This window comes from Pseudomonas sp. Pc102 (assembly GCF_018408275.1).
In the GTDB taxonomy this organism is placed as follows: Bacteria; Pseudomonadota; Gammaproteobacteria; order Pseudomonadales; family Pseudomonadaceae; genus Metapseudomonas; species Metapseudomonas tohonis.
On record NZ_AP021905.1, the window covers coordinates 2,059,603 to 2,081,714 of the forward strand.

General features: G+C 66.6%; 18 protein-coding genes. 8 read left to right on the top strand and 10 right to left on the bottom strand.

Features of this window, described 5'->3' with window-relative positions; all coding sequences use genetic code 11:
- Positions 1–142: 142 nt before the first annotated feature.
- From PHLH3_RS09615 to acnB, 5 genes are all read right to left on the bottom strand, one after another.
- Positions 143–1,498, bottom strand: coding sequence for a pyridoxal-dependent decarboxylase (locus PHLH3_RS09615; RefSeq protein ID WP_213629028.1), 1,356 nt, complete (start codon positions 1,496–1,498; stop codon positions 143–145).
- Positions 1,499–1,650: 152 nt separating this feature from the next.
- Positions 1,651–2,229: an ANTAR domain-containing protein gene (locus PHLH3_RS09620; RefSeq protein WP_213629029.1), complete on the bottom strand. Its 579-nt coding sequence runs from the start codon at positions 2,227–2,229 to the stop codon at positions 1,651–1,653.
- A 15-nt stretch (positions 2,230–2,244) separates the two neighbouring features.
- A complete protein-coding gene (locus tag PHLH3_RS09625; RefSeq protein WP_213629030.1) occupies positions 2,245–3,459 on the bottom strand; it encodes a CmpA/NrtA family ABC transporter substrate-binding protein in 1,215 nt (404 codons plus the stop codon).
- A gap of 192 nt (positions 3,460–3,651) precedes the next feature.
- Positions 3,652–3,861 carry a YgdI/YgdR family lipoprotein gene (locus PHLH3_RS09630; protein WP_173174038.1) on the bottom strand — a complete coding sequence of 70 codons (210 nt, stop codon included), beginning with the start codon at positions 3,859–3,861 and terminating at the stop codon, positions 3,652–3,654.
- Positions 3,862–4,098: 237 nt separating this feature from the next.
- Positions 4,099–6,699 carry a bifunctional aconitate hydratase 2/2-methylisocitrate dehydratase gene (gene acnB, locus PHLH3_RS09635; RefSeq protein WP_213629031.1) on the bottom strand — a complete coding sequence of 867 codons (2,601 nt, stop codon included), beginning with the start codon at positions 6,697–6,699 and terminating at the stop codon, positions 4,099–4,101.
- Positions 6,700–7,100: 401 nt separating this feature from the next.
- On the opposite strand from acnB, the gene PHLH3_RS09640 reads away from it, so the two are divergent.
- A complete protein-coding gene (locus tag PHLH3_RS09640) occupies positions 7,101–7,577 on the top strand; it encodes a DUF1289 domain-containing protein (RefSeq protein WP_021220293.1) in 477 nt (158 codons plus the stop codon).
- Positions 7,578–7,647: 70 nt separating this feature from the next.
- Here the strand turns inward: PHLH3_RS09640 and PHLH3_RS09645 are convergent, their stop codons facing one another.
- The gene (locus PHLH3_RS09645; protein WP_213629032.1) at positions 7,648–8,511 is read right to left on the bottom strand and encodes a universal stress protein; all 864 of its coding nucleotides are present in this window, start codon (positions 8,509–8,511) and stop codon (positions 7,648–7,650) included.
- A gap of 216 nt (positions 8,512–8,727) precedes the next feature.
- On the opposite strand from PHLH3_RS09645, the gene miaE reads away from it, so the two are divergent.
- Entirely contained in the window at positions 8,728–9,330 is a 603-nt protein-coding gene (gene miaE, locus PHLH3_RS09650) for a tRNA isopentenyl-2-thiomethyl-A-37 hydroxylase MiaE (RefSeq protein WP_173178826.1), read from the top strand.
- A gap of 58 nt (positions 9,331–9,388) precedes the next feature.
- Here miaE and PHLH3_RS09655 read toward each other — a convergent pair whose 3' ends face one another.
- The 3 genes from PHLH3_RS09655 to PHLH3_RS09665 all read right to left on the bottom strand — a co-directional run bounded on the left by PHLH3_RS09655 (position 9,389) and on the right by PHLH3_RS09665 (position 12,043).
- Positions 9,389–10,726: an SPFH domain-containing protein gene (locus PHLH3_RS09655; RefSeq protein ID WP_213629033.1), complete on the bottom strand. Its 1,338-nt coding sequence runs from the start codon at positions 10,724–10,726 to the stop codon at positions 9,389–9,391.
- 103 nt (positions 10,727–10,829) lie between these two features.
- The gene (lpxH, locus tag PHLH3_RS09660; RefSeq protein WP_173178824.1) at positions 10,830–11,552 is read right to left on the bottom strand and encodes a UDP-2,3-diacylglucosamine diphosphatase; all 723 of its coding nucleotides are present in this window, start codon (positions 11,550–11,552) and stop codon (positions 10,830–10,832) included.
- Entirely contained in the window at positions 11,549–12,043 is a 495-nt protein-coding gene (locus tag PHLH3_RS09665) for a peptidylprolyl isomerase (protein ID WP_021220288.1), read from the bottom strand. The genes lpxH and PHLH3_RS09665 overlap by 4 nt, the downstream gene beginning before the upstream one ends.
- A gap of 121 nt (positions 12,044–12,164) precedes the next feature.
- Here PHLH3_RS09665 and PHLH3_RS09670 point away from each other — a divergent pair, with 121 nt between their 5' ends.
- From PHLH3_RS09670 to bchE, 3 genes are all read left to right on the top strand, one after another.
- On the top strand, positions 12,165–13,832 hold the full coding sequence (locus tag PHLH3_RS09670) for a glutamine--tRNA ligase/YqeY domain fusion protein (RefSeq protein ID WP_213629034.1): 1,668 nt from the start codon (positions 12,165–12,167) through the stop codon (positions 13,830–13,832).
- Positions 13,832–15,217 carry a cysteine--tRNA ligase gene (gene cysS / locus PHLH3_RS09675; protein ID WP_213629035.1) on the top strand — a complete coding sequence of 462 codons (1,386 nt, stop codon included), beginning with the start codon at positions 13,832–13,834 and terminating at the stop codon, positions 15,215–15,217. The genes PHLH3_RS09670 and cysS overlap by 1 nt, the downstream gene beginning before the upstream one ends.
- 154 nt (positions 15,218–15,371) lie before the next feature.
- The gene (bchE, locus tag PHLH3_RS09680; RefSeq protein WP_213629036.1) at positions 15,372–16,901 is read left to right on the top strand and encodes a magnesium-protoporphyrin IX monomethyl ester anaerobic oxidative cyclase; all 1,530 of its coding nucleotides are present in this window, start codon (positions 15,372–15,374) and stop codon (positions 16,899–16,901) included.
- A 2-nt stretch (positions 16,902–16,903) separates the two neighbouring features.
- Here the strand turns inward: bchE and PHLH3_RS09685 are convergent, their stop codons facing one another.
- Complete coding sequence (locus PHLH3_RS09685; RefSeq protein ID WP_213629037.1) at positions 16,904–18,775, bottom strand: sigma-54-dependent Fis family transcriptional regulator; 1,872 nt, start codon at positions 18,773–18,775, stop codon at positions 16,904–16,906.
- 279 nt (positions 18,776–19,054) lie between these two features.
- On the opposite strand from PHLH3_RS09685, the gene PHLH3_RS09690 reads away from it, so the two are divergent.
- From PHLH3_RS09690 to PHLH3_RS09700, 3 genes are read left to right on the top strand one after another with little or no spacing between them, the layout of a single operon-like run.
- Positions 19,055–20,137, top strand: a complete 1,083-nt coding sequence (locus PHLH3_RS09690; RefSeq protein WP_213629038.1) for an ABC transporter ATP-binding protein — start codon at positions 19,055–19,057, stop codon at positions 20,135–20,137.
- Positions 20,138–20,147: 10 nt separating this feature from the next.
- Entirely contained in the window at positions 20,148–21,245 is a 1,098-nt protein-coding gene (locus PHLH3_RS09695; protein WP_173178819.1) for an ABC transporter ATP-binding protein, read from the top strand.
- Positions 21,242–22,111, top strand: a complete 870-nt coding sequence (locus tag PHLH3_RS09700; RefSeq protein ID WP_111261315.1) for a sugar ABC transporter permease — start codon at positions 21,242–21,244, stop codon at positions 22,109–22,111. Before PHLH3_RS09695 ends, PHLH3_RS09700 begins: the two co-directional genes overlap by 4 nt.
- The last annotated feature ends 1 nt before the right edge of the window (position 22,112 follow it).

A 22,112-nucleotide genomic window follows, 5' to 3' on the forward strand; every position in this document is an offset into this window, starting at 1 on the left:
GCGTATGTGCCTTCCCTGCGCTTGTATAGGGCCTGCTTCATCGCAGGCCTTTCACAGACTCGTCGCCTTCAGGGAAGGTTCTGCCGCTGCGTTGCGGCGGCGACCGGTGGCGCACTGGCGCCGGTGCGTCGGGCGTGCCGGGTCAGGTCGTTTGCCGGGCCTTGAGCGCGATGAGCAGTTCGGCGAGGCGCTCGATATGGGCGTCCGTGGTGCGCCACGAGGAAACGCTGAGGCGGAACGCCGGGCGCCCCTGCCACAGCGTGGGGCCGAACCAGACCTCGCCCGTGGCCTGGGCGGCGAGGCGGATGGCCAGGGTCTGCTCGTCGCTGTCGGCGCGCACCAGCACCTGGTTGAGCACCACGCGGTTGAGCACTTGGTAGCCGGCGCCGCGCAGGCGTTCGGCGAGGTACGTGGCCTGGCGCAGGTGGCGGTCGATCAGCGCGCGCAGGCCGTCGCGGCCGAGGCTGGCCAGGGCTGCCCAGATGGGCACGCCGCGGGCGCGACGGGAGAATTCCAGGTTGAGGTTCTTCTGCGCATCGCGGGAGGCGCTGGCGTAGGCTGCGTCGCTGTTCATCGCGGTGGCCAGGGCCTCGGCATCCCGGCAGATGGCCATGGCGCCGTCGTAGGGGGTGTTCAGCCACTTGTGGCCGTCGGTGGTCCAGCTGTCGGCCTGCTCGACGCCTGCGGCCAGCGCGGCGGCGGAGCTGGCCCGGGCCCAGAGGCCGAAGGCACCGTCGACATGCACCCAGGCGCCAGCGGCGCGGGCGCGGGGGATGAGCGCGGCGAAGGGGTCGAATTCGCCGCTGTTGACCTCGCCGGCCTGCAGGCAGAGGACGGTCATGTCGTCCAGCGGCGGCAGTTGCGCCGGGTCGATCCGGCCCAGCTCGTCGACGGGCGCCACCCGCAGGCGGTTGATGCCGAAGCCGAGGATGCGCAGGGCTTTCTTCACGGTGATGTGCACGCTGGCGGAGACCACCACGCGCACTTCGGGCGCGCCCATCAGGCCGTCGCCGTCGAAGTCCCAGCCCTTGCGTGCGAGCAGGGCGCGCCGGGCGGCACTGAGGCAGGCGAGGGTGCAGGCGGTGGCGCTGGTGCCGAAGCCCACGGCGCTCTCGGCCGGCAGGCCGAGGCTCTCCAGCACCCAGCGCGCGGCGGCTTTCTCGATGCGGTCGGCGGCGGGGGAATTGTCGAAGGAGGAGGCGCACTGGTCCCAGGCCAGCACCAGGCGCTCGGCAGCGGCGGCGGCCGGCAGGGTGGCGCCGATGACGAAGCCGAAGTAGCGACCGCCATTGGAGGCCGTGGTGGCGGGGGAGCCGAGTTCGTCCAGCAGTTGCAGGGCCTGCCGGGCGGGCAGGCCCTGCTCGGGCAGCGGGCCGTCGAAGCCGGCCAGGGCGGCGATGGCCTCGGGCGTGGGGAAGACGCGACGGCCGGGGATGCCATCGAAGTAGGCGAGGGCGCGACGGTCGGCGTCTTCCAGGAGCTGGCGTTCGGTGTCCATGAGGGTTGTCCGGCGGTGATGGCGATGGGCCTACCTTAGCCGCCGCCGTGCCGGGCCAGCAGATACACGCTGCGCCCGCGACGGCGGTACAGTCGCCAGCGCCCGCTCACCTCCAGCGGAACAGTTACAACTCACACCCGTACAGTTGCCCTTCAGTGCCCGAGCATTTCGTGCATGGCGATGATCTGTTCGGCCACTTGGATGAGCTTCTGCTGGCGACTCATGGCCTGGCGGCGCATCAGGGTATAGGCCTCTTCCTCGTTGCAGCTCTTCATCTTCATCAGCAGCCCCTTGGCCAGTTCCACGCGCTTGCGCTCGGCGAGCTGCTGCTCGCGGGCGTTGAGCTGGGCGCGCAGGGCCTGGTCGCTCTCGAAGCGGGCGATGGCGACGTCGAGGATCGGTTGCAGGCGCTGGGCGTGGATGCCTTCGACTATGTAGGCGCTGACGCCGGCCTGGATGGCCTGGCGCATGACGCCGGGGTCGTGCTCGTCGGTGAACATGACGATGGGGCGGGGCTGGTCGCGGCTGACCAGCACCACCTGTTCCATGACGTCGCGGCCCGGGGATTCGGTGTCGATGAGCACGACATCGGGGCGCACGGCCTCGACCCGTGCGGGCAGGTCGATGGTCAGCCCGGATTCGTCGATGGCCTCGAAGCCGGCTTCGACCAGGGCGGTACGAAGGCGACCGACTTTCTTGGCGGTGTCGTTGATCAGCAGGATGCGCAGCATAGGGGCGTCCCTCCGTTACAGGGCGAGGGCGGAGGGTGTGCCGGCGAGGGCGTGCAGGCGGAAACCGCGTGCGTAGCCGGCCGGGTCGCTGCCATCCCAGGTGACGCCGTCCATCAGCGTGGCGCTGCGCATCGGCCCGGGGACTTCGATGCCAAGGGCCTCGGCGGCCTGCCGATAGAGGTCGAGGCGCTGCACCTGGCGGGCGACGCCGAGGTAGTCCGGGTCATCGCGCAACAGGCCCCAGCGGCGGAACTGGGTCATGAACCAGATGCCATCGGAGAGGTAGGGCATGTTGACCCGGCCATCGTCGAAGAAGCGCAGCGGGTGGGCGTCTTCCCAGGCATTGCCCAGGCCGTCGCGGTAGTGGCCGAGGAAGCGCGGCTCGATGGCCGAGAGTGGTGCGTCGACGTACTCGGCACCGCTGATGAGTTGTGCCGTGCTGCGGCGGTTTTCCTCGCTCTGCTCGATGAAGCGGCTGGCTTCGAGCACGGCCATGGTCAGGGCGCGGGCGGTGTTCGGGTAGGCCTCGGCGAAGGCGGCGGTGACGCCGAGGACCTTCTCCGGGTGGTCGGGCCAGATCATCTGGCTGGTGGCCAGGGTGAAGCCCTGGCCCTGGTCCACCGCCAGGGCGCCCCAGGGGCCGCCGGCGCAGAAGCCGTCGATGCGCGCGGCCTGGAGGTGGGCGACCATCTGCGAGGGCGGCACCACCACGCTGTTGACGTCGTGCAGCGGGTGGATGCCATGGGCGGCCAGCCAGTAGGCGAGCCACATGGCGTGGGTGCCGGTGGGGAAGGTCTGGGCGAAGGTGAGTCGTGCACCACCCTGGCGCACGTGGGTTGCCAGTGCCTCGGCAGTGGTCACGCCAGCGCGCCGCAGGGGTTCGGAGAGGTTGATGGCCTGGCCGTTCTGGCACAGGCCCATGAGGATGGCCATGTCGGTGGCGGTGCCGCCGATGCCCAGGTGGATGCCGTAGACCTGGCCATAGAGCGCCTGGGCGGCGTCCAGCTCGCCGGCCAGCAGCTTGTCGCGCAGCGTGGCCCAGGAGGCCTGGCGCTTGAGGTTGAGGGTCAGGCCGTAGGGTTGGGCGAAGCCCTGGGTGGCGGCGACGACCAGCGAAGCAGAGTCGGTGAGGGCCATGAAGCCGAGGTCCAGCGTGCTCTTTTCCGGTGCATCGCTGCCGGTGACCCAGGCCAGGTTGTCATTGCGTGTGTGCAGTCGGTCGTCGCTCATGCTGTCGCCATCCCATCAACGAAAAGGCGCCGCCCCGGCCTATCGCGGGGTGCGATGACCGATGACGACGCCATTGTCCGGCGGCCCGCCCCGCCGTTGGGGAGGGCCTGATGCGAGTGACGAAGCAAGCGATGTGCCAGGGGCAAGAAGACAGACCCCACCGTAGTGGGGGCCTGGATGGAGCGGGGCGTATCAGCGCTCGATGATCTGCTTCACCTGGGTCTGCGGGATCTGCTGCTTGCGGCCTTCGCTGTCCTCGAATTCGAGCATGCCGGTGTCTTCGTCCAGCTCGGGCTTGCCGTCGCTGGTGAGGATCTGGCCGTCGGTGGTGTTGATCAGGTATTCGCTGGAGCAGCCGGAGAGGCCGACCAGGCAGAGGGCGATGAGGATCCAGTGCTTCATGGTGTTACTCCTTGGAATGAGCGGTTGGGCGCTTCTCCTTGGAACATAGCCGCTGGCGTTGGGCTGGCAAGGCGGGGGAGGGCGAATTCGTGGGGGGCGGCACGGTTTCGGGCCGGGCTTTTCAGTGGGCCCCCGCGTGCGCGGGGCCCACTGAAAAGCCGGGGCGCACGTCCTGGCCCGGATCGCGCCCATGAAAAAGCCCCGCACGGGGCGGGGCTTCTTCATTGCCGGTGAGGCTTAGGCTTGAACGACCGGGATCTTGGCGTTCGCAGCGGCTTCGCGGTACTCGGCGATCTGGTCGAAGGACAGGTAGCGGTAGACGTCGGCAGCCATGCTGTCGATGTTCTTCGCGTATTCCATGTACTCCTCGACGGTCGGCAGCTTGCCCAGGATGGACGCGACTGCCGCCAGTTCGGCGGAGGCCAGGTACACGTTGGCACCATCGCCCAGACGGTTCGGGAAGTTGCGGGTGGAGGTCGAAACCACGGTGGAGTTCGACGCCACGCGTGCCTGGTTACCCATGCACAGCGAGCAGCCCGGCATTTCCATGCGCGCGCCGGCCTTGCCGTAGATGCCGTAGTAGCCTTCCTCGGTCAGTTGGTGCTGGTCCATCTTGGTCGGCGGCGACAGCCACAGGCGGGTCGGAATCGAGCCCTTGACCTTGTCCAGCAGCTTACCGGCAGCGCGGAAGTGGCCGATGTTGGTCATGCAGGAACCGATGAACACTTCGTCGATCTTGTCGCCGGCGACGGTGGAGAGCAGGCGGGCATCGTCCGGGTCGTTCGGAGCGCAGAGAACCGGCTCCTTCACGTCGGCCAGGTCGATCTCGATGATCTCGGCGTACTCGGCGTCCTTGTCGGCTTCCATCAGTTGCGGGTTGGCCAGCCAGGCTTCCATCGCCTGGGCGCGACGCTCCATGGTGCGGGCATCGCCGTAGCCTTCGCCGATCATCCAGCGCAGCAGGGTGATGTTGGACTGCAGGTACTCGGCGATGGCCTTTTCCGGCAGCTTGATGGTGCAGCCCGCAGCGGAACGCTCGGCGGAGGCGTCGGACAGCTCGAACGCCTGCTCGACGGTCAGTTCGTCCAGGCCTTCGATCTCGAGGATGCGGCCGGAGAAGATGTTCTTCTTGCCCTTCTTCTCGACGGTCAGCAGGCCCTTCTGGATGGCGTAGTAGGGGATGGCATGGACCAGGTCACGCAGGGTGATACCGGGCTGCATCTTGCCTTTGAAACGCACCAGAACGGACTCGGGCATGTCCAGCGGCATGACGCCGGTGGCGGCGGCGAAGGCCACCAGGCCGGAACCGGCCGGGAAGGAGATGCCGATCGGGAAGCGGGTGTGGGAGTCACCACCGGTGCCGACGGTGTCCGGCAGCAGCATGCGGTTCAGCCAGCTGTGGATGATGCCGTCGCCAGGACGCAGGGACACGCCGCCACGGGTGCGGATGAAATCCGGCAGGGTGTGGTGGGTGGTGACGTCGATGGGCTTCGGATAGGCAGCGGTGTGGCAGAAGGACTGCATGACCAGGTCGGCGGAGAAGCCCAGGCAGGCCAGGTCCTTCAGCTCGTCGCGGGTCATCGGGCCAGTGGTGTCCTGGGAGCCGACGGTGGTCATCTTCGGCTCGCAGTAGGTGCCCGGGCGGACGCCGGCTACGCCGCACGCCTTGCCGACCATCTTCTGCGCCAGGGTGAAGCCCTTGCCGCTGTCGGCGGGCTGTTCCGGCTTCTTGAACAGGTCGGAGGAGCCCAGGCCCAGTTCGGCACGGGCCTTCTCGGTCAGGCCACGGCCGACGATCAGCGGGATACGGCCGCCAGCGCGGACTTCGTCGAGCAGCACCGGGGTCTTCAGTTCGAAGGTGGTGATGACTTCGTCGGTGCCGTGCTTGCACACCTTGCCGGCGTGCGGGTAGACGTCGATCACGTCGCCCATGTTGATGTTCGACACGTCGAACTCGATCGGCAGGGCGCCGGCGTCTTCCATGGTGTTGTAGAAGATCGGGGCGATCTTGGAACCGAAGCAGAAGCCGCCTGCGCGCTTGTTCGGCACATAGGGGATGTCGTCGCCGAAGAACCACAGCACCGAGTTGGTGGCGGATTTGCGCGAGGAGCCGGTGCCGACCACGTCACCGACGTAGGCGACCGGGAAGCCCTTGGCCTTGATCTCTTCGATCTGCTTCAGCGGGCCGATGGCGCCTTGCTGCTCGGGGACGATGCCGTCGCGGGCCATCTTCAGCATGGCCAGGGCGTGCAGCGGGATGTCCGGGCGGGACCAGGCGTCCGGAGCCGGGGACAGGTCGTCGGTGTTGGTTTCGCCGGTGACCTTGAACACGGCCAGGCTGTACTTGTCGGCGATGGCGGGCTTGGCGGTGAACCACTCGCCGGCGGCCCAGGATTCCAGGACGGCCTTGGCGTGGGCGTTGCCGGCCTTGGCTTTCTCGGCGACGTCGTGGAAGGCGTCGAACATCAGCAGGGTGTGCTTGAGCTGTTCGGCAGCGGTGGCCGCCAGCTCGGCGTCATCCAGCAGCTCGACCAGGGTGGCGATGTTGTAGCCGCCCTGCATGGTGCCGAGGAGCTCTGTGGCGCGTTGCTTGGAGATCAGCGGGGACTTGGCTTCACCCTTGGCGACGGCGGAGAGGAAACCGGCCTTGACGTAGGCGGCTTCGTCCACGCCCGGCGGAACGCGGTTGGTGATCAGGTCTACGAGGAATTCTTCTTCGCCGGCCGGCGGGTTCTTCAGCAGCTCTACCAGGCCTGCGGTCTGTTCGGCGTTCAGCGGCTGGGGCACGATACCCTGGGCGGCACGCTCTTGTACGTGTTTGCGATAGGCTTCAAGCACAGTTTTACCCTCATCAGTGGTCCCAAGGAGTTGTCCGGGACGCTCATCCAGGAATCCAGCGAACCCGTGCGCCGCGCAGCTTTGTGAGCTGCCTGGCCAGGGTTTCGATGGTTCCATCCAGAAGCTGTTTTCAAAGTTTTACGCCGGAAGGAAGGCCTGATGAGGGCTGGCGTTGGACACTCGCCGGGGAGTGCCCAGCGCCAAGATTTCCTGCCGGGTGGACTGTGCTCGTGACGCTTTGAAAACAGCTTCCAACGGACATTGGCGCCTAAAATGGCGGGCCGATTCTAAAGGAAAGCTGAGCCGAAGTTAAGACAAAAGCCCCGGGTTTCTTGGGGTGACCCTGCTTAGACAAAGGGCTAAGATGCCGCCCTGTTCCTGCTTTTCCAGACCTTCCCGCCATGTCCAATCAGCGCATCAAGACGCCTTGCGTCGGCCTCTGCTCCACCGTTTACGGGGATCTCGTATGCCGTGGCTGCAAGCGCTTCCACCATGAAGTGGTGAACTGGAACCTCTACAACGAGGAGGAAAAGCGGGCGGTCTGGCGACGCCTGGAAATCCTCCTGGTGCAGGTGATGACCGCCAAGCTCGAGGTTTTCGACGAAGATCGCCTGCGAATGCAGCTCGAGCAGCGCCAGGTCCGCTTCGTTCCCGAGCAGTCGCCCTATTGCTGGGCCTACCAGTTGATCGCCCGCGGCTCGCGCATGATCAACCGCCTCGATGCCTATGGCGTGGCGCTGTTGCCGGAGTTCCGCGGCTGGGCCTTGCCGGAGTTGCGCGAGGCCATCGATCGGGAGTTCTTCCTTCTGTCGGAAGCCCATTACGAGCGCTATATCGCGCCGCGTTTCCTGCTGGAGGGGATGGAGATCCGCGTCTAGCGCATCCCATAGTCGGCGGTACGCCAGGCATGGAAAAGCCGCCCATCGGGGCGGCTTTTTCGTTCGGGCGTCAGCGTTGGGCGACCAGTTCCTCCAGGTGGGCGATGATTTCGTCCGGCTTGAGCACCAGCACATCGCTTTCCAGGGAGTCCAGCACCACCTCGGCGGTGTTGCCGATCAGGGCACCGGAGATGCCGGTACGGGCGACCGTGCCGATCACCGTAACCGCCGCCTTGAGCTTCTGGGCGACATGGGGGATGAGTACGTCGGCCGGCCCTTCCTCCACATGCAGGCGCTCGTCGCTGATGTCGAACTCTTCCTGGAAGGCGCGGCATTCGGCGCGGTAGCGCGCCTCGATGCTTTCCTTGAGCTGGAAGGTCGGGTCTGCCGCGGACAGCATCGGCGAGGGGTGGGCGCTGATCACGTGCAGGGTGCCCTTGGCCAGCCCGGCGATGTCGTAGCCGTGGCTGATGATGCTGGCGTGCAGGGTGCGGTGCTCGCCATCGCTGTTGCCGACGTCCACCGCCGCCAGGATGACGCCGTTGGTCCAGGGGGTGTCGGTCTTGACCATCAGCACCGGGCCGGGGCAGTAGCGCAGCAGTTTCCAGTCGTCCGGGGTGAGCAGGAAGCGCTTGAGCGGGTTGTCCGGCACATGCTGCTTGATCACCAGGCCACACCCCTCGGCCTGCTGCACGGCGATGACGGTCTGGTGCAGGTTCTCGTTCCAGGCCTGCTGGGTGGTGACGCTGTAGCCTTCGCTGGCGAGCGCGCCGGACAGGTCGGCAAGGTAGGCGGCGTGGTCCGCCTTGCGGTCGCAGACCAGCAGGTGCAGGTGCGATTGAGTCACCCCGGCGATGAGCTTGGCGCGCTTGAGCGCCAGGCCTTCGGGGTGGTTCGGATCAACTACCACGAGGATGCTGCGGATGGCTTGCATGGTCGTGCTCTCCCTGGAAGACATATAGCTGGATCCACTGTAGCTGCCCTGGGCGCCCGGCGTTCTTGACATATATCAGTGCATCACGCTGGCTGCGCCCTGCAGCCCCCGTATAATGCTCCGCCAATACCCGTCCGACCAGATCGCCATGCCTGCATCCGCCTTTGCCGCCGTTCCGTTTTTCCCCGTCATCGCCCGCCAGGGAGCGCCCCGTCCATGAACCTCCCGGAAATCCATGACTTCCTCGGCTGCCGCACGCCCTCGGCCTGGGTGGATGCCGCGCTGGCGGACCAGGAAACCCTGCTGATCGATCACAAGAACAACGAGTTCAAGGCTGCCGCGACGGCCATGGCGTTGATGGCCAAGTACAGCCTGCACCTGGACCTGATCAATTTCATGTCGCGCCTGGCCCGTGAGGAACTGGTCCACCACGAGCAGGTCCTGCGCATCATGAAGAAGCGTCGCGTGCCGCTGCGCGCGGTATCCGCCGCGCGCTACGCCTCCGGCCTGCGCAAGGTGGTGCGCAACCACGAGCCGGCCAAGCTGGTGGACACCCTGGTGGTGGGGGCCTTCATCGAGGCGCGCTCCTGCGAGCGTTTCGAAGCCCTGGTGCCGCATCTGGACGAAGAGCTGGGCAAGTTCTACTTCGGCCTGCTGAAAAGCGAGGCGCGCCACTACCAGGGCTACCTGAAGCTGGCCTACCAGTACGGCGAGGCGGCGGACGTGGATGCGGTGATCGAGAAGGTGAGGGCGGTGGAGCGTGAGCTGATCGAGAGCCCGGACGAGGCGTTCCGTTTCCACAGCGGTGTGCCGGCCTGAGTCCGGCCGGAACTGAAAAGCGCCCCGAGGGGCGCTTTTTTTTGTAGCCGGGGAGGGCTCAGTCCTTCACTTTCAGGTCCAGTGCCAGGTCGCGGGCGGCCTTGGTGGCGAGCACGCCCATCAACTGGCCGATCTCGTCCTGGCGGCTGCTGGCGCCATTCTGCCCGGCACCCATCATCACGCTGGGGACCGGCGCCTGGGCGGCGGCCTCGGCCCAGACCTTGTTGATGGCGATCAGCGCGTCGAGCTTGGGCTGCAGCGCGCCGTCCGCCTTGATCACCGCTTCGCGGGCATAGGCCTCGGCGTCGGCGGTGATCTTGGTGGCCTGGGCGGTGATGCTGGCCTTGTCACGTAGCAGCTCGGCGGTCTGCTTCTCGATCTCGGCGCGACCCTTCTCGCGTTCGGCGTTGATGCGCGCCAATTGCTTCTCGGTCTCGGCCTGGGTGGTGCGCTCGATCTGGTCGCGCAGGGTTTCCTGGCGGCGGGCTTCCACTTCCTTCTCGCCGCGGGCGGTGACCAGCAGCTTCTCTTCCTCTTCCTTCAGGCGGTTCTGCCGGGCCACGGCCAGCTCGGCCAGGGCCTGCTGCACCTTGACCATGCGCTGCTTGTACTGCGGGTTGGGGTCGACGTTGGTGATGCGGGCCTCGACCACTTCGACGCCGTACTTGCGGAACTGCTGCTGCTTGCGCACCGGCATGCCCTTGGCGTCGATCACCTTCTCGGTGACGAACTGGCTGGCGTTGTTGTCGCCGAAGGTGCCCTGCTCGGTACCGGCCTGGAGGATGGCGGTCTGCTGCGGTACATGGCCGCGCGGGCCGCGCACTTCCTTGCGCTTGATCAGGTAGAGGCCGTCGTTGAGCTGGTTCTCGAACTCGGCGGCGAATTCGCTGCGGGCGCCGGCGTAGAAGTCGTCGGCGGTCATCAGCGAGGCGGTGGCCTGCAGTGTTTCCTTGATCGCCGGCACCAGCGCGGTCCGGATGAAGTTCTCCGGGTTGCGGTATTCTTGGGCGATCTTGAGGAACTGCTCGCCGCTGGGCAGGCGGAAGCGTGCGGAGGACTCGACCTTGGCGTCGACGTTGCCGAGGAAGACGATGGGGAAGGCTTCGATGGTGGCGCCGAGGGAGTCGTTGTCGCTGTTGTCGTCGATCTGCTTGAGCGCTTCGGTGAGCACCGATTGCACGCTCAGGGCCTTCTTCCAGGGGGTGGCGCGACCGAACCACTTGGTGGCGTAGCCGACGTCGTCCACCACCTTCTCTTCGCCGAAGATGGTGCGCACGTGGGTGGCGAAACCGGCTTCGTTGTAGAAGAAGATGCCGTTGAACAGCACGAAGGCGGCGGCCGTGCCGGCGACGGCGCCGACCAGGTACTTGATATAGGGGGAATCGCTGAACGGCATGGTCGCTCCTTGACGGGACTCAGGGTGCGCCGATGCTGCTGGCCGCGTGCCATCCCGTCAAGGAGAGCCGGCGCGGCCTGCGGAGGAGTTCGCGTTGCGCGGCTCAGTCGAGGGCGAACGGTGCCTGGCGGAAGCCCTGTTCGTCGACTTCCAGGGCCCAGCCCTGGCGATCCCAGTCGCCCAAGACGATGCGCTGGGCGGGCAGGCCGCCGACCTGCAGCTCGTGCACGGCGGGGCGGTGGGTATGGCCGTGGATCAGGGTCGGCACGCCCTGCTCGGCCAGCAGGCGCGGTATTTCTTCCGGGGTGACGTCGGTGATCTCCGCCGCCTTCTGCCGGGTCTGCATGCGGCTCTCGCTGCGCAGCTTGCGCGCCAGCTTGTGGCGGGTGGCGAGCGGCAGGTGGCGCAGTATCCAGAGCACTACGGGGTTGCGCAGGATGCGCCGCATGCGCATGTAGGCCTCGTCGCGGGTGCACAGGCTGTCGCCGTGCATCAGCACCACGGGGTGGCCGGCGAGCACGACGCGGCTCGGGTCCGCCAGCAGGGTGCAACCTGCCTCGCGACAGAAGCGCGTGCCGATCATGAAGTCGCGGTTGCCGTGCATCAGGAAGATGCGCGTGCCGCCATCGGCCACCTGGCGCAGGGCCTGGGCGATGGTGCGCTGGTAGGGGGTCATGGCGTCGTCGCCGATCCAGGCCTCGAAGAAGTCGCCGAGGATGTAGAGCGCTTCGGCCTGGCTGGCGCGGGTCTGCAGGAAACGAAGAAACGCCCGGGTGATGTCCGGGCGTTCTTCTTCCAGATGCAGATCGGAGATCAGCAGGATCACTCGACGATCTCGGCCTTCTCGATGATCACGTCCTCGACCGGTACGTCCTGGTGGCCGGACTTCATGGTGGTGGCCACGCCCTTGATCTTGTTGACCACGTCCATGCCTTCGGTCACTTCGCCGAACACGGCGTAGCCCCAGCCCTGCACGGTCGGCGCGCTGTGGTTGAGGAAGCTGTTGTCGGCGACGTTGATGAAGAACTGCGCGGAGGCGGAGTGCGGCTCCATGGTGCGGGCCATGGCGACGGTGCCGACCTTGTTCGACAGGCCGTTGTTGGCCTCGTTCTTGATGGGGGCGCGGGTGGTCTTCTGCTTCATGCCCGGTTCGAAGCCGCCGCCCTGGATCATGAAGTTGGAGATCACGCGGTGGAAGACGGTGCCGTCGTAGTGGCCGGCCTTCACGTACTCCTTGAAGTTGGCCACAGTTTCCGGGGCTTTGTCTTCGAAGAGTTCCAGGGTGATGACGCCATGGTTGGTGTGCAGCTTGATCATTTCGGTATCCGCTCGGTCGAGAATTCGAAGGCCTGTCAGGGGGTTGACAGCTTCGGCTATGATAAGCGCTTTGATTTGACCGGCCTACCCTGTGCCGCGCACCCGTAGACCTAAGGATCCCATGAGCAAGCCAGAGACTCCCGCCGCCGCGAACTTCCTCCGCCCGATCGTCCAGGGTGACCTGGATGCCGGCAAGCACGCCAAGATCGTCACCCGCTTCCCGCCGGAGCCCAATGGCTACCTGCACATCGGCCACGCCAAGTCGATCTGCCTGAACTTCGGCCTGGCCCAGGAATTCGGCGGCGACTGCCACCTGCGCTTCGACGACACCAACCCGGCCAAGGAAGACCAGGAGTACATCGACGCCATCGAGAGTGACGTGAAATGGCTGGGCTTCCAGTGGTCCGGCGAGGTGCGCTACGCCTCCAACTATTTCGACCAGCTGCACGCCTGGGCCATCGAGCTGATCAAGGCCGGCAAGGCCTTCGTCTGCGACCTCAACGCCGAGGAGATGCGCGAGTACCGCGGTAGTCTGCACGAGCCGGGCAGGAACAGCCCGTTCCGCGAGCGCTCCGTCGAGGAGAACCTGGACCTGTTCGCCCGCATGAAGGCCGGCGAGTTCCCGGACGGCGCCCGCTCCCTGCGCGCCAAGATCGACATGGCTTCGCCGAACATCAACCTGCGCGACCCGATCCTCTACCGCATCCGCCACGCCCATCACCACCAGACCGGCGACAAGTGGTGCATCTACCCCAGCTACGACTTCACCCATGGCCAGTCGGACGCCATCGAGGGCATCACCCACTCCATCTGCACCCTGGAGTTCGAGGACCATCGCCCGCTCTACGAATGGTTCCTGGCCAACCTGCCGGTGCCGGCGCAGCCCCGCCAGTACGAGTTCTCGCGCCTGAACCTGAACTACACCATCACCAGCAAGCGCAAGCTCAAGCAACTGGTGGACGAAGGGCACGTCAGCGGCTGGGACGACCCGCGCATGTCGACGCTTTCCGGCTACCGTCGTCGCGGCTACACCCCCGAGTCGATCCGCAACTTCTGCGAGATGGTCGGCGTCAACCGCGCCAGCGGCGTGGTCGACATCGGCATGCTGGAGTTCAGCATCCGTGACCACCTGGACGCCACCGCATCCCGCGCCATGTGCGTGCTCAAGCCGCTCAAGGTGGTCATCACCAACTACCCGGAAGGCCAGGTCGAGAACCTCGAACTGCCGCGTCACCCGAAGGAAGACCTCGGTGTACGCGCGCTGCCCTTCGCCCGCGAGATCTACATCGATGCCAGCGACTTCGAGGAAGTCCCGCCTGCCGGCTTCAAGCGCCTGGTCCCGGGTGGTGAAGTACGCCTGCGCGGCAGCTACGTGATCCGCGCCGACGAAGCCATCAAGGACGCCGACGGCAAGGTCGTCGAGCTGCGCTGCTCCTATGACGAGAACACCCTTGGCAAGAATCCCGAAGGCCGCAAGGTCAAGGGCGTGATCCACTGGGTGCCGGCCGAGGCCAGCGTCGAGTGCGAAGTGCGCCTGTACGATCGCCTGTTCCGTTCGCCGAACCCGGAGAAATCGGAGGAGGGCGGCAGCTTCCTCGACAACATCAACCCCGAGTCGCTGGTGGTGCTCACCGGCTGCCGAGCCGAGCCGTCCCTGGCCAATGCGCAGCCCGAGGAGCGTTTCCAGTTCGAGCGCGAAGGCTACTTCGTCGCCGACATCAAGGACTCGCAGCCCGGCAAGCCGGTGTTCAACCGCACCGTCACCCTGCGTGATTCCTGGGGGCAATGATGGCGCTGTCGATCTACAACACCCTCACCAAGGTCAAGGAAGCCTTCCAGCCGCTGGAAGGCAACAGCGTGCGCATGTACGTGTGCGGCATGACCGTGTACGACTTCTGCCACATCGGCCACGCCCGCGTGATGGTCGCCTTCGACGTGGTCACCCGCTGGCTGCGCGAGCGCGGCTATGACGTGACCTACGTGCGCAACATCACCGACATCGACGACAAGATCATCCGTCGCGCCCAGGAGAACGGCGAGCCGTTCGAAGCCCTGGTCGAGCGCATGATCGCCGCCATGCACGAGGACGAGGCGCGCCTCGCCGTGCTGCGCCCGGACGTCGAGCCCCGCGCCACCGGCCACATCGCCGGCATGCACCAGATGATCCAGACCCTGATCGACAAGGGCTTCGCCTACGCCCCCGGCAACGGCGACGTCTACTACCGTGTCGGCAGGTTCGAGGGCTACGGCAAGCTGTCCCGTCGCCGCATCGACGAGCTGAAGATCGGCGCGCGCATCGAGGTCGACGAATCCAAGGAAGACCCGCTGGACTTCGTGCTGTGGAAGGGCGCCAAGCCCGGCGAGCCGAGCTGGGAATCCCCCTGGGGCCCCGGTCGCCCCGGCTGGCATATCGAGTGCTCGGTGATGTCCACCTGCTGCCTGGGCGAGACCTTCGACATCCACGGCGGCGGCCCGGACCTGGTGTTCCCCCACCACGAGAACGAGATCGCCCAGAGCGAGGCGGCCACCGGCAAGCTCTACGCCAAGGCCTGGATGCATGCCGGCGCGGTGCGCGTGGATGGCGAGAAGATGTCCAAGTCCCTGGGCAACTTCTTCACCATCCGCGAGGTGCTGGAGAAGTACCACCCCGAGGTGGTGCGCTACCTGCTGGTCTCCAGCCACTACCGCAGCCCGATCAACTATTCCGAAGACAACCTCAAGGAAGCCAAGGGCGCCCTGGAACGCTTCTACACTGCCTTGCGCGGCCTGCCCAAGGCGCCCGCCGCCGAGGGCGAAGCCTTCGTCGAGCGCTTCAATGCCTCCATGGATGACGACTTCAACACCCCCGAAGCCGTCGCCGTGCTGTTCGACATGGCTCGCGAGGTCAACCGCCTGCGCGATACCGACCTGGCCGCCGCTGCGGCCCTGGCGGCCCGTCTCAAGGCGCTGGGCGGCCTGCTCGGCCTGCTCCAGCTGGACCCGGACGCCTTCCTCCAGGCCGGCGCCACCGGCAAGGTCGACGCCGCCGAGATAGAAGCCCTGATCCAGGCCCGCCTGCAGGCGCGCGCCGAGAAGAACTGGGCCGAGTCCGACCGCATCCGCGACCAGATCACCGCCCTGGGCGTGGTGCTGGAAGACGGCAAGGGCGGCACCACCTGGCGCCTCGCCGAGTAGTCGTACGCGTCATGAACGAGGCCGCTTCCGAGCGGCCTTTTTCTTGGGCGCCGGAAGCTTCATCGAAACTCCACGGCAACTCCATCTACGGTCCACGCAGCCAGCACGGCGCACGTGCATAAAGGCGTCCCGCCCCGAGGAAAAGGACGTCGCCGTGGACATCACCCTGATCAACCCGCCCCACACCGCCATCGGCAGTCGCATGCCCCGGGAGCACCTGCCGCCCCTGGGCCTGCTCGCCGTCGGCGGGCCGCTGCTGGATGCGGGCTTCCACGTCTCGCTGCTGGACGCTGACCGCGAGGCGCTGAGCGTCACGCAGATCGTGGCGCGCATCCAGGCGACGGCGCCGGATGTGGTGATGCTCGGGCACTCCGGTTCCAGTTCGGCGCACCCGACGGTGGTGGACATCTGCCGCGCCCTCAAGGTCGTGCTGCCCGGGCTGGTCATCGTCTACGGCGGCGTGCACCCCAGCTACCACTGGGACGAGATCCTCAAGGAGGTGGCGGAAGTCGACTTCATCGTGCGCGGGGAGGGCGAGCGGACCGCTCTCTCGTTGGTGCAGGCGCTGGCGCAAGGGCGCTCGCCGCTGGACGTCCACGGCATCGCCCTGCGCTACCTGGGCGAACCCTACGCCACGCCCGCCGCCGCCATGTTGCGCAACCTCGACGACTACCGTGTGGGCTGGGAGCTGATCGACCACGCCGACTACGCCTACTGGGGCGGCAAGCGGGCAGTGGTGGTGCAGTTCTCCCGGGGGTGTCCCTACCTGTGCAGCTACTGCGGTCAGCGTGGGTTCTGGACCCGCTGGCGGCACCGCGACCCGGTGCGCCTGGCCCGGGAGCTGGCACGCCTGCACCGGGAGCAGGGCGTGGAGTTGATCAACTTCGCCGACGAATTGCCCACCGGCTCGCGCAAGATGTGGAAGGCCTTCCTCGAAGCCCTGATCGCCGAGGACGTGCCGCTGCTGCTGGTGGGTTCCACCCGTGCCGGGGATATCGTCCGCGATGCCGATATCCTCCACCTCTACCGCAAGGCCGGGGTTATCCGCTTCCTGCTGGGCATCGAGAGCTACGACGAGGGCACCCTGGAGGCGATTCGCAAGGGCGGTACGACTCGCGAGGACCAGGAGGCGATCCGCCTGTTGCGCCAGCACGGCATCGTCTCCATGGCCACCTACGTGATCGGCTTCCAGGAAGAAATCGATGCCGACTACTGGCGCTCCCTGCGCCACTTGCTGCGCTACGACCCGGACCAGATCCAGCTGCTCTACGTCACCCCGCACCGCTGGACGCCCTTCTACGAAACGGTTGAACAGCGCCGGGTGATCCAGCCCGACACCCGCCGCTGGGACTACAAGCACCAGGTGCTGGCGGTGCAGCGCGTGCCGGCCTGGCGGGTGTTCCTCTGGTTCAAGGCCATCGAACTCTGCATGCAGGCCCGCCCCCGGGCGCTTGCCCGGCTGTTGTTCCATCCCGATGCCGACTTCCGTCATGCCATGCGCTGGTACACCCGCATCGGCCGGCGGGTTTGGTTCCACGAGGTGGCGGAGTTCCTCCTCGCCACCCGGCTGTTGAAGAGGGGACCGACGCTCCGGGAATTCCTCGGCGCCTCCCTGGCGGGGCGCGAGTACCTGCTGGACAAGCGCAAGGGCAGGCCGGCCGTGGAGGTGATTGCGCGGGGGTGAGGTTAATCGCCACCGCGATACAGGCCCTGCTCCCGCAGGCGCTTGTACAGGGTGTTGCGGCTGAGGTTGAGGCGCCGGGCGAGGTCGGAGATGTTGCCGCCGCAGGCCTGGAGCTGGGCGGCGAGGCTTTCGTCCGTTGGTTGCGCTGGCGTGGCGCCGGGGTTGGGCGGCGGGGCGTCTGGCAGATCGGCGAAGAAGTCATCCGGCAGGTGCTCGCGGCGGATGGGGTGTTCCTCGGCCATGGCCAGGGCGATCTGGATCACGCTGCCGGCCTGGCGCAGGTTGCCGGGCCAGGGGTGGGCCATGAACAGTTCCAGCACGTCGCTGCTGAAGCCGGCCCACTGGCGCGGCTCGCGGTGCTGTTCCCAGAGGCGGCGGAACAGTTCGCCACGGTCGCTGCGTTCGCGCAGGGGCGGCAGTTCGAGGTTGAGGCCGCTGACGCGGTAGTAGAGGTCCCGGCGGAACAGCCCGGCGTCCACGTCCTGGCGCAGCGGGCGGTTGGTGGCCGACACCAGGCGGATGTCCACCGGGTAGGGCTCGCCGCCACCGAGCGGCTGCACGCTGCGTTCCTGCAGCACCCGCAGCAGGCGCGCCTGCACGTTGAGGGGCATGTCGCCGATCTCGTCGAGGAATAGGGTGCCCTTGTCGGCCTTGCGGATCAGGCCAACGCTGCCCTTCTGGTTGGCTCCGGTGAAGGCGCCCTTTTCGTAACCGAACAGCTCCGACTCCACCAGTTCGGCCGGGATGGCCGCGCAGTTCACCGCCACCAGTGGCTTGCCGGCGCGGGAGCTGGCCTGGTGCAGGGCCTTGACGAACACCTCCTTGCCGACGCCCGTTTCGCCCTGGATGAGGATGGGAATGTCCTTTTCCAGCAGCCGGCGTGCCTGCTGCACCACACGGTCGACGCGGGCGTCGCCGAGGCTGAGGGTGCCGAGGGTCAGTTCGCCACGTGGCGCTTCGCCCGGCGCGGCCGGAGCGGGGCGGAAATCGCGGGGTTCGATGCGCGGCTTGCGCGGGCGCAGCAGGCGGCCATGGAAACGGTAGCGGCCGGCGGCGCGTAGCGGGAAGGGCAGGTTGTCCGGTTGCGCCAGCAACTGCGGCAGGCTGAGGTCGAACAGGCTTTCGATGTTCATCCACGACAGGCCGATGCCCAGCAGCGAGTCGGCGCGCCGGTTGGCCGAGACCACCTGGCCGGCCTCGTCGAACACCAGCAGGCCGGCCCACTGGCTGTCGAGGTTGTCCAGGCTGGTGTTGAAGCTGAGCTGGAAGTAGTCGTCCTTGAAGCGCCCCAGTATCAGCCGGTTCTCCACCGACTGGCTCATCATCTTGACCATGCCCAGGGTGTGCGAGGGCGGCAGGTAGCTGTCGCTGGAGACGTCGAGCACGCCGATCATCTGCCGCGTGGCGTCGAAGATCGGCGAGGCAGAACCGGTCATGAAGCGGTTGGCCTTGAGGAAGTGCTCGTCGCGCTGGATGTGCACGGCCTGGCCGCAGGCCAGCGCGGTGCCGATGGCGTTGGTGCCGGTGGTGCGCTCCTGCCAGAGGGCGCCGGCGACGAAGCCGGCGGCCTGGGACGGTTCGACGAAGCGGCGGTCGCCCCAGGATTGCAACAACTGGCCGCGGCTGTCGGCGAGCATGATCAGGCAGTTGGAGTTGGCGAGGATGTTCTCGTAGTAGGGCAGGACCTCCTGGTGGGTGGTCTGCACCAGGAAGTGCTGGCTTTCCAGCAACGCCGAGACGTCGCCCGCAGCGGCTTCGCCGAAGCTCGGCCGGCTCTGGTGGGTAAGGCCGAAGTCGCGGCAGCGGTTCCACGAGTCGCGGACGATCGCATCGTGGTTCGGCGCTGGGATGGGCGCCTGGGCAGGAGTGGCCATGTGAGCCTCGCAGCGTTCTTGTTGTTATGGGGCATTCGCTCTGCGGCGATCCGAGCAGTGTTGTTCATGACTGTTCAAAGTCAACGCCCGAGATGTTCAGTTGTTCACATTCGAATGTTCAATTCTGTTCAAGTGAACATTCCTTCGAAGCACTTTTTCCTCTTCAAGTTCTTATGAATCAACGGGTTGAAGTGGATTATCGTGTCCTGGCACGGATGTCGCCTTGTGGTAGCGCGGCCCATGGCCGCCAATGGCTGAGAACAACCACAAGGACACGCCATGTCGTTAACGCTGGAGCATGTCTGCCGCGTCGTCGACCACCAGGTCTACATCGACGACGCCTGCCTGAGCTTCGAGCCGGGCTCCTTCAACGTGCTGGTCGGTCGCACCCTGGCCGGCAAGACCTCGCTGATGCGCCTGATGGCCGGGCTGGACAAGCCCAGCAGCGGTCGCATCCTGCTCAACGGCGTCGACGTGACCGGTGTGCCGGTACGCCGCCGCAACGTGTCGATGGTCTACCAGCAGTTCATCAACTACCCCAACCTCACGGTGTTCGAGAACATCGCCTCGCCGTTGCGGCAGAACGGCGTGGGCCGCGAGGAGATCGAGCGCAAGGTGCGCGAGACGGCGCAGATGCTGCGCATCGAGAAGTTCCTGCAGCGCCATCCGCTGGAGCTTTCCGGCGGCCAGCAGCAGCGCACGGCCATGGCCCGGGCGCTGGTCAAGGATGCCGACCTGGTGCTGTTCGACGAGCCCCTGGTGAACCTCGACTACAAGCTGCGCGAGGAGCTGCGCCAGGAGATGCGCGAGCTGTTCCGCACCCGCCGCAGCATCGCCGTGTATGCCACCACCGAGCCCAACGAGGCGCTGGCCCTGGGCGGCACCGCGACCATCCTCCACGAGGGGCGGGTGATCCAGAGCGGGCCGACCACCGAGGTCTACCAGCGGCCGCAGCAGGTGCTGGCCGCCGAGCTGTTCTCCGAGCCGCCGATCAACCTGGTGGACGGGCGCATCAGCGAGGGCGAGGTGAGCTTCCGCGACTTCGTGCACTTCCCCCTGACCACCGAGCTGCGCGAGCTGGGCGAGGGCGCCTACCGCTTCGGCGTGCGCCCCGGCCACATCGGCCTGGTGCCGTCCAACGACGACGACCTGGAGCTGGCGGTGAAGGTGGAGCTGGCCGAGATCAGCGGCTCCGAGACCTTCCTCCATGTGCGCAGCGAGCATTTCGCCCTGGTCCTGCACCTGCAGGGCGTGCACGAGTACGACGTGGATGCGCCGATCCGCATCTACATCCCCACCCACAAACTCTTCGTCTTCGACGCCCAGGATCGATTGGTCCTGGCGCCGAGCCGTCGTACCTGAGGAGCCGCCCATGGCCGAGATACGCCTGCAGAGCCTCGCCCACAGCTACGCCAGCCAGCCGAAGGGGCCGGAGGACTACGCCATCCTGGCGATGGACCACGTCTGGGAGCAGGGCGGCGCCTATGCGCTGCTGGGGCCTTCGGGCTGCGGCAAGTCGACCCTGCTGAACATCATCTCCGGGCTGCTCAGCCCCTCCGAAGGGCAGGTGCTGTTCGACACCCGCGAGGTCAACCTGCTGCCGCCGGAGGCGCGCAACATCGCCCAGGTTTTCCAGTTCCCGGTGGTCTACGACACCATGACGGTGTTCGACAACCTGGCCTTCCCGCTGCGCAACCAGGGCCTGCCCGAGTCGCGGGTGCTGAGCAAGGTCAGCGAGATCGCCGAGGTGCTCGACCTGCACCACCTGCTCAAGCGCAAGGCGCGCAACCTGACGGCGGACGAGAAGCAGAAGGTCTCGATGGGGCGGGGGCTGGTGCGTGACGACGTGTCGGCGATTCTCTTCGACGAGCCGCTGACGGTGATCGACCCGCACCTGAAGTGGAAGCTGCGGCGCAAGCTCAAGCAGATCCACGAGCAGTTCAACATCACCATGATCTACGTGACCCACGACCAGCTTGAGGCCTCGACCTTCGCCGACAAGATCGCGGTCATGTACGAGGGGCGCATCGTCCAGTTCGGCACCCCGCGCGAGCTGTTCGAGCGGCCGCTGCACACCTTCGTCGGCTTCTTCATCGGCAGCCCGGGGATGAACCTGATCGAGGTGCGCCCGGAGGGTGAGGCGCTGGTCTTCGGCGCCACCCGCGTGCCCCTGGCCCCGGCCATGGCGGCGCACCTGGCCAAGGGGGGCTGGAGCAGCCTGAAGCTGGGCATCCGCCCGGAGTTCGTGCACGTCAGCGACGAGCCCTTCGTCGATGCCCTGGCCGGCGAGGTGACGCACGTGGAGGACCTGGGCACCTACAAGATCCTCACCCTGAACCTGGATGGGCAGCGGCTCAAGGCGCGCATGCAGGAGGACCAGGCCGTGCCGCGCGGGACGGCGTGGATCGGCTTCCCCTCGCAGTGGCTGATGCTCTACGCCGATGACTTGCTGGTGGAGGTGGCGCCATGACCGACAAGGTGATCAACAACAAGGCCTGGTGGCTGGTGCTGCCGGTGTTCCTGCTGGTGGCCTTCAGCGCCATCCTGCCGATGATGACGGTGGTGAACTATTCGGTGCAGGACATCTTCGATGCCTCCACCCGCACCTTCGTCGGCACCGAGTGGTACAAGCAAGTGCTGCAGGACCCGCGCCTGCACGACTCGCTGCTGCGCCAGTTCATCTTCTCCGCCTGCGTGCTGCTGATCGAGATCCCGCTGGGCATCGGCATCGCCCTGTGCATGCCGACCCGGGGGCGCTGGGCCTCGGCCAGCTTGATCGTGATGGCCATCCCGCTGCTGATCCCGTGGAACGTAATCGGCACCATCTGGCAGATATTCGGCCGCGCCGACATCGGCCTGCTGGGCTGGACCCTGAGCAAGCTGGGCATCAGCTACAACTACGCCTCCAACACCATGGACGCCTGGGTGACGGTGCTGGTGATGGACGTGTGGCACTGGACCTCGCTGGTGGCGCTGCTGTGCTATTCGGGCCTGCGCGCGATCCCCAACGCCTACTACCAGGCGGCGCGCATCGACCGCGCCTCGGGCTGGGCGGTGTTCCGCCACATCCAGCTGCCGAAGATGAAGAGCGTGCTGCTGATCGCCGTGATGCTGCGCTTCATGGACAGCTTCATGATCTACACCGAGCCCTTCGTGCTCACCGGCGGCGGGCCGGGCAACGCCACCACCTTCCTCAGCCAGACGCTGACCAAGATGGCGGTGGGGCAGTTCGACCTGGGGCCGGCGGCGGCGTTCTCGCTGGTGTATTTCCTCATCATCCTGCTGGTGTCCTGGCTGTTCTACACGGCCATGACCCACGACGACTCGAAGAGCTGAG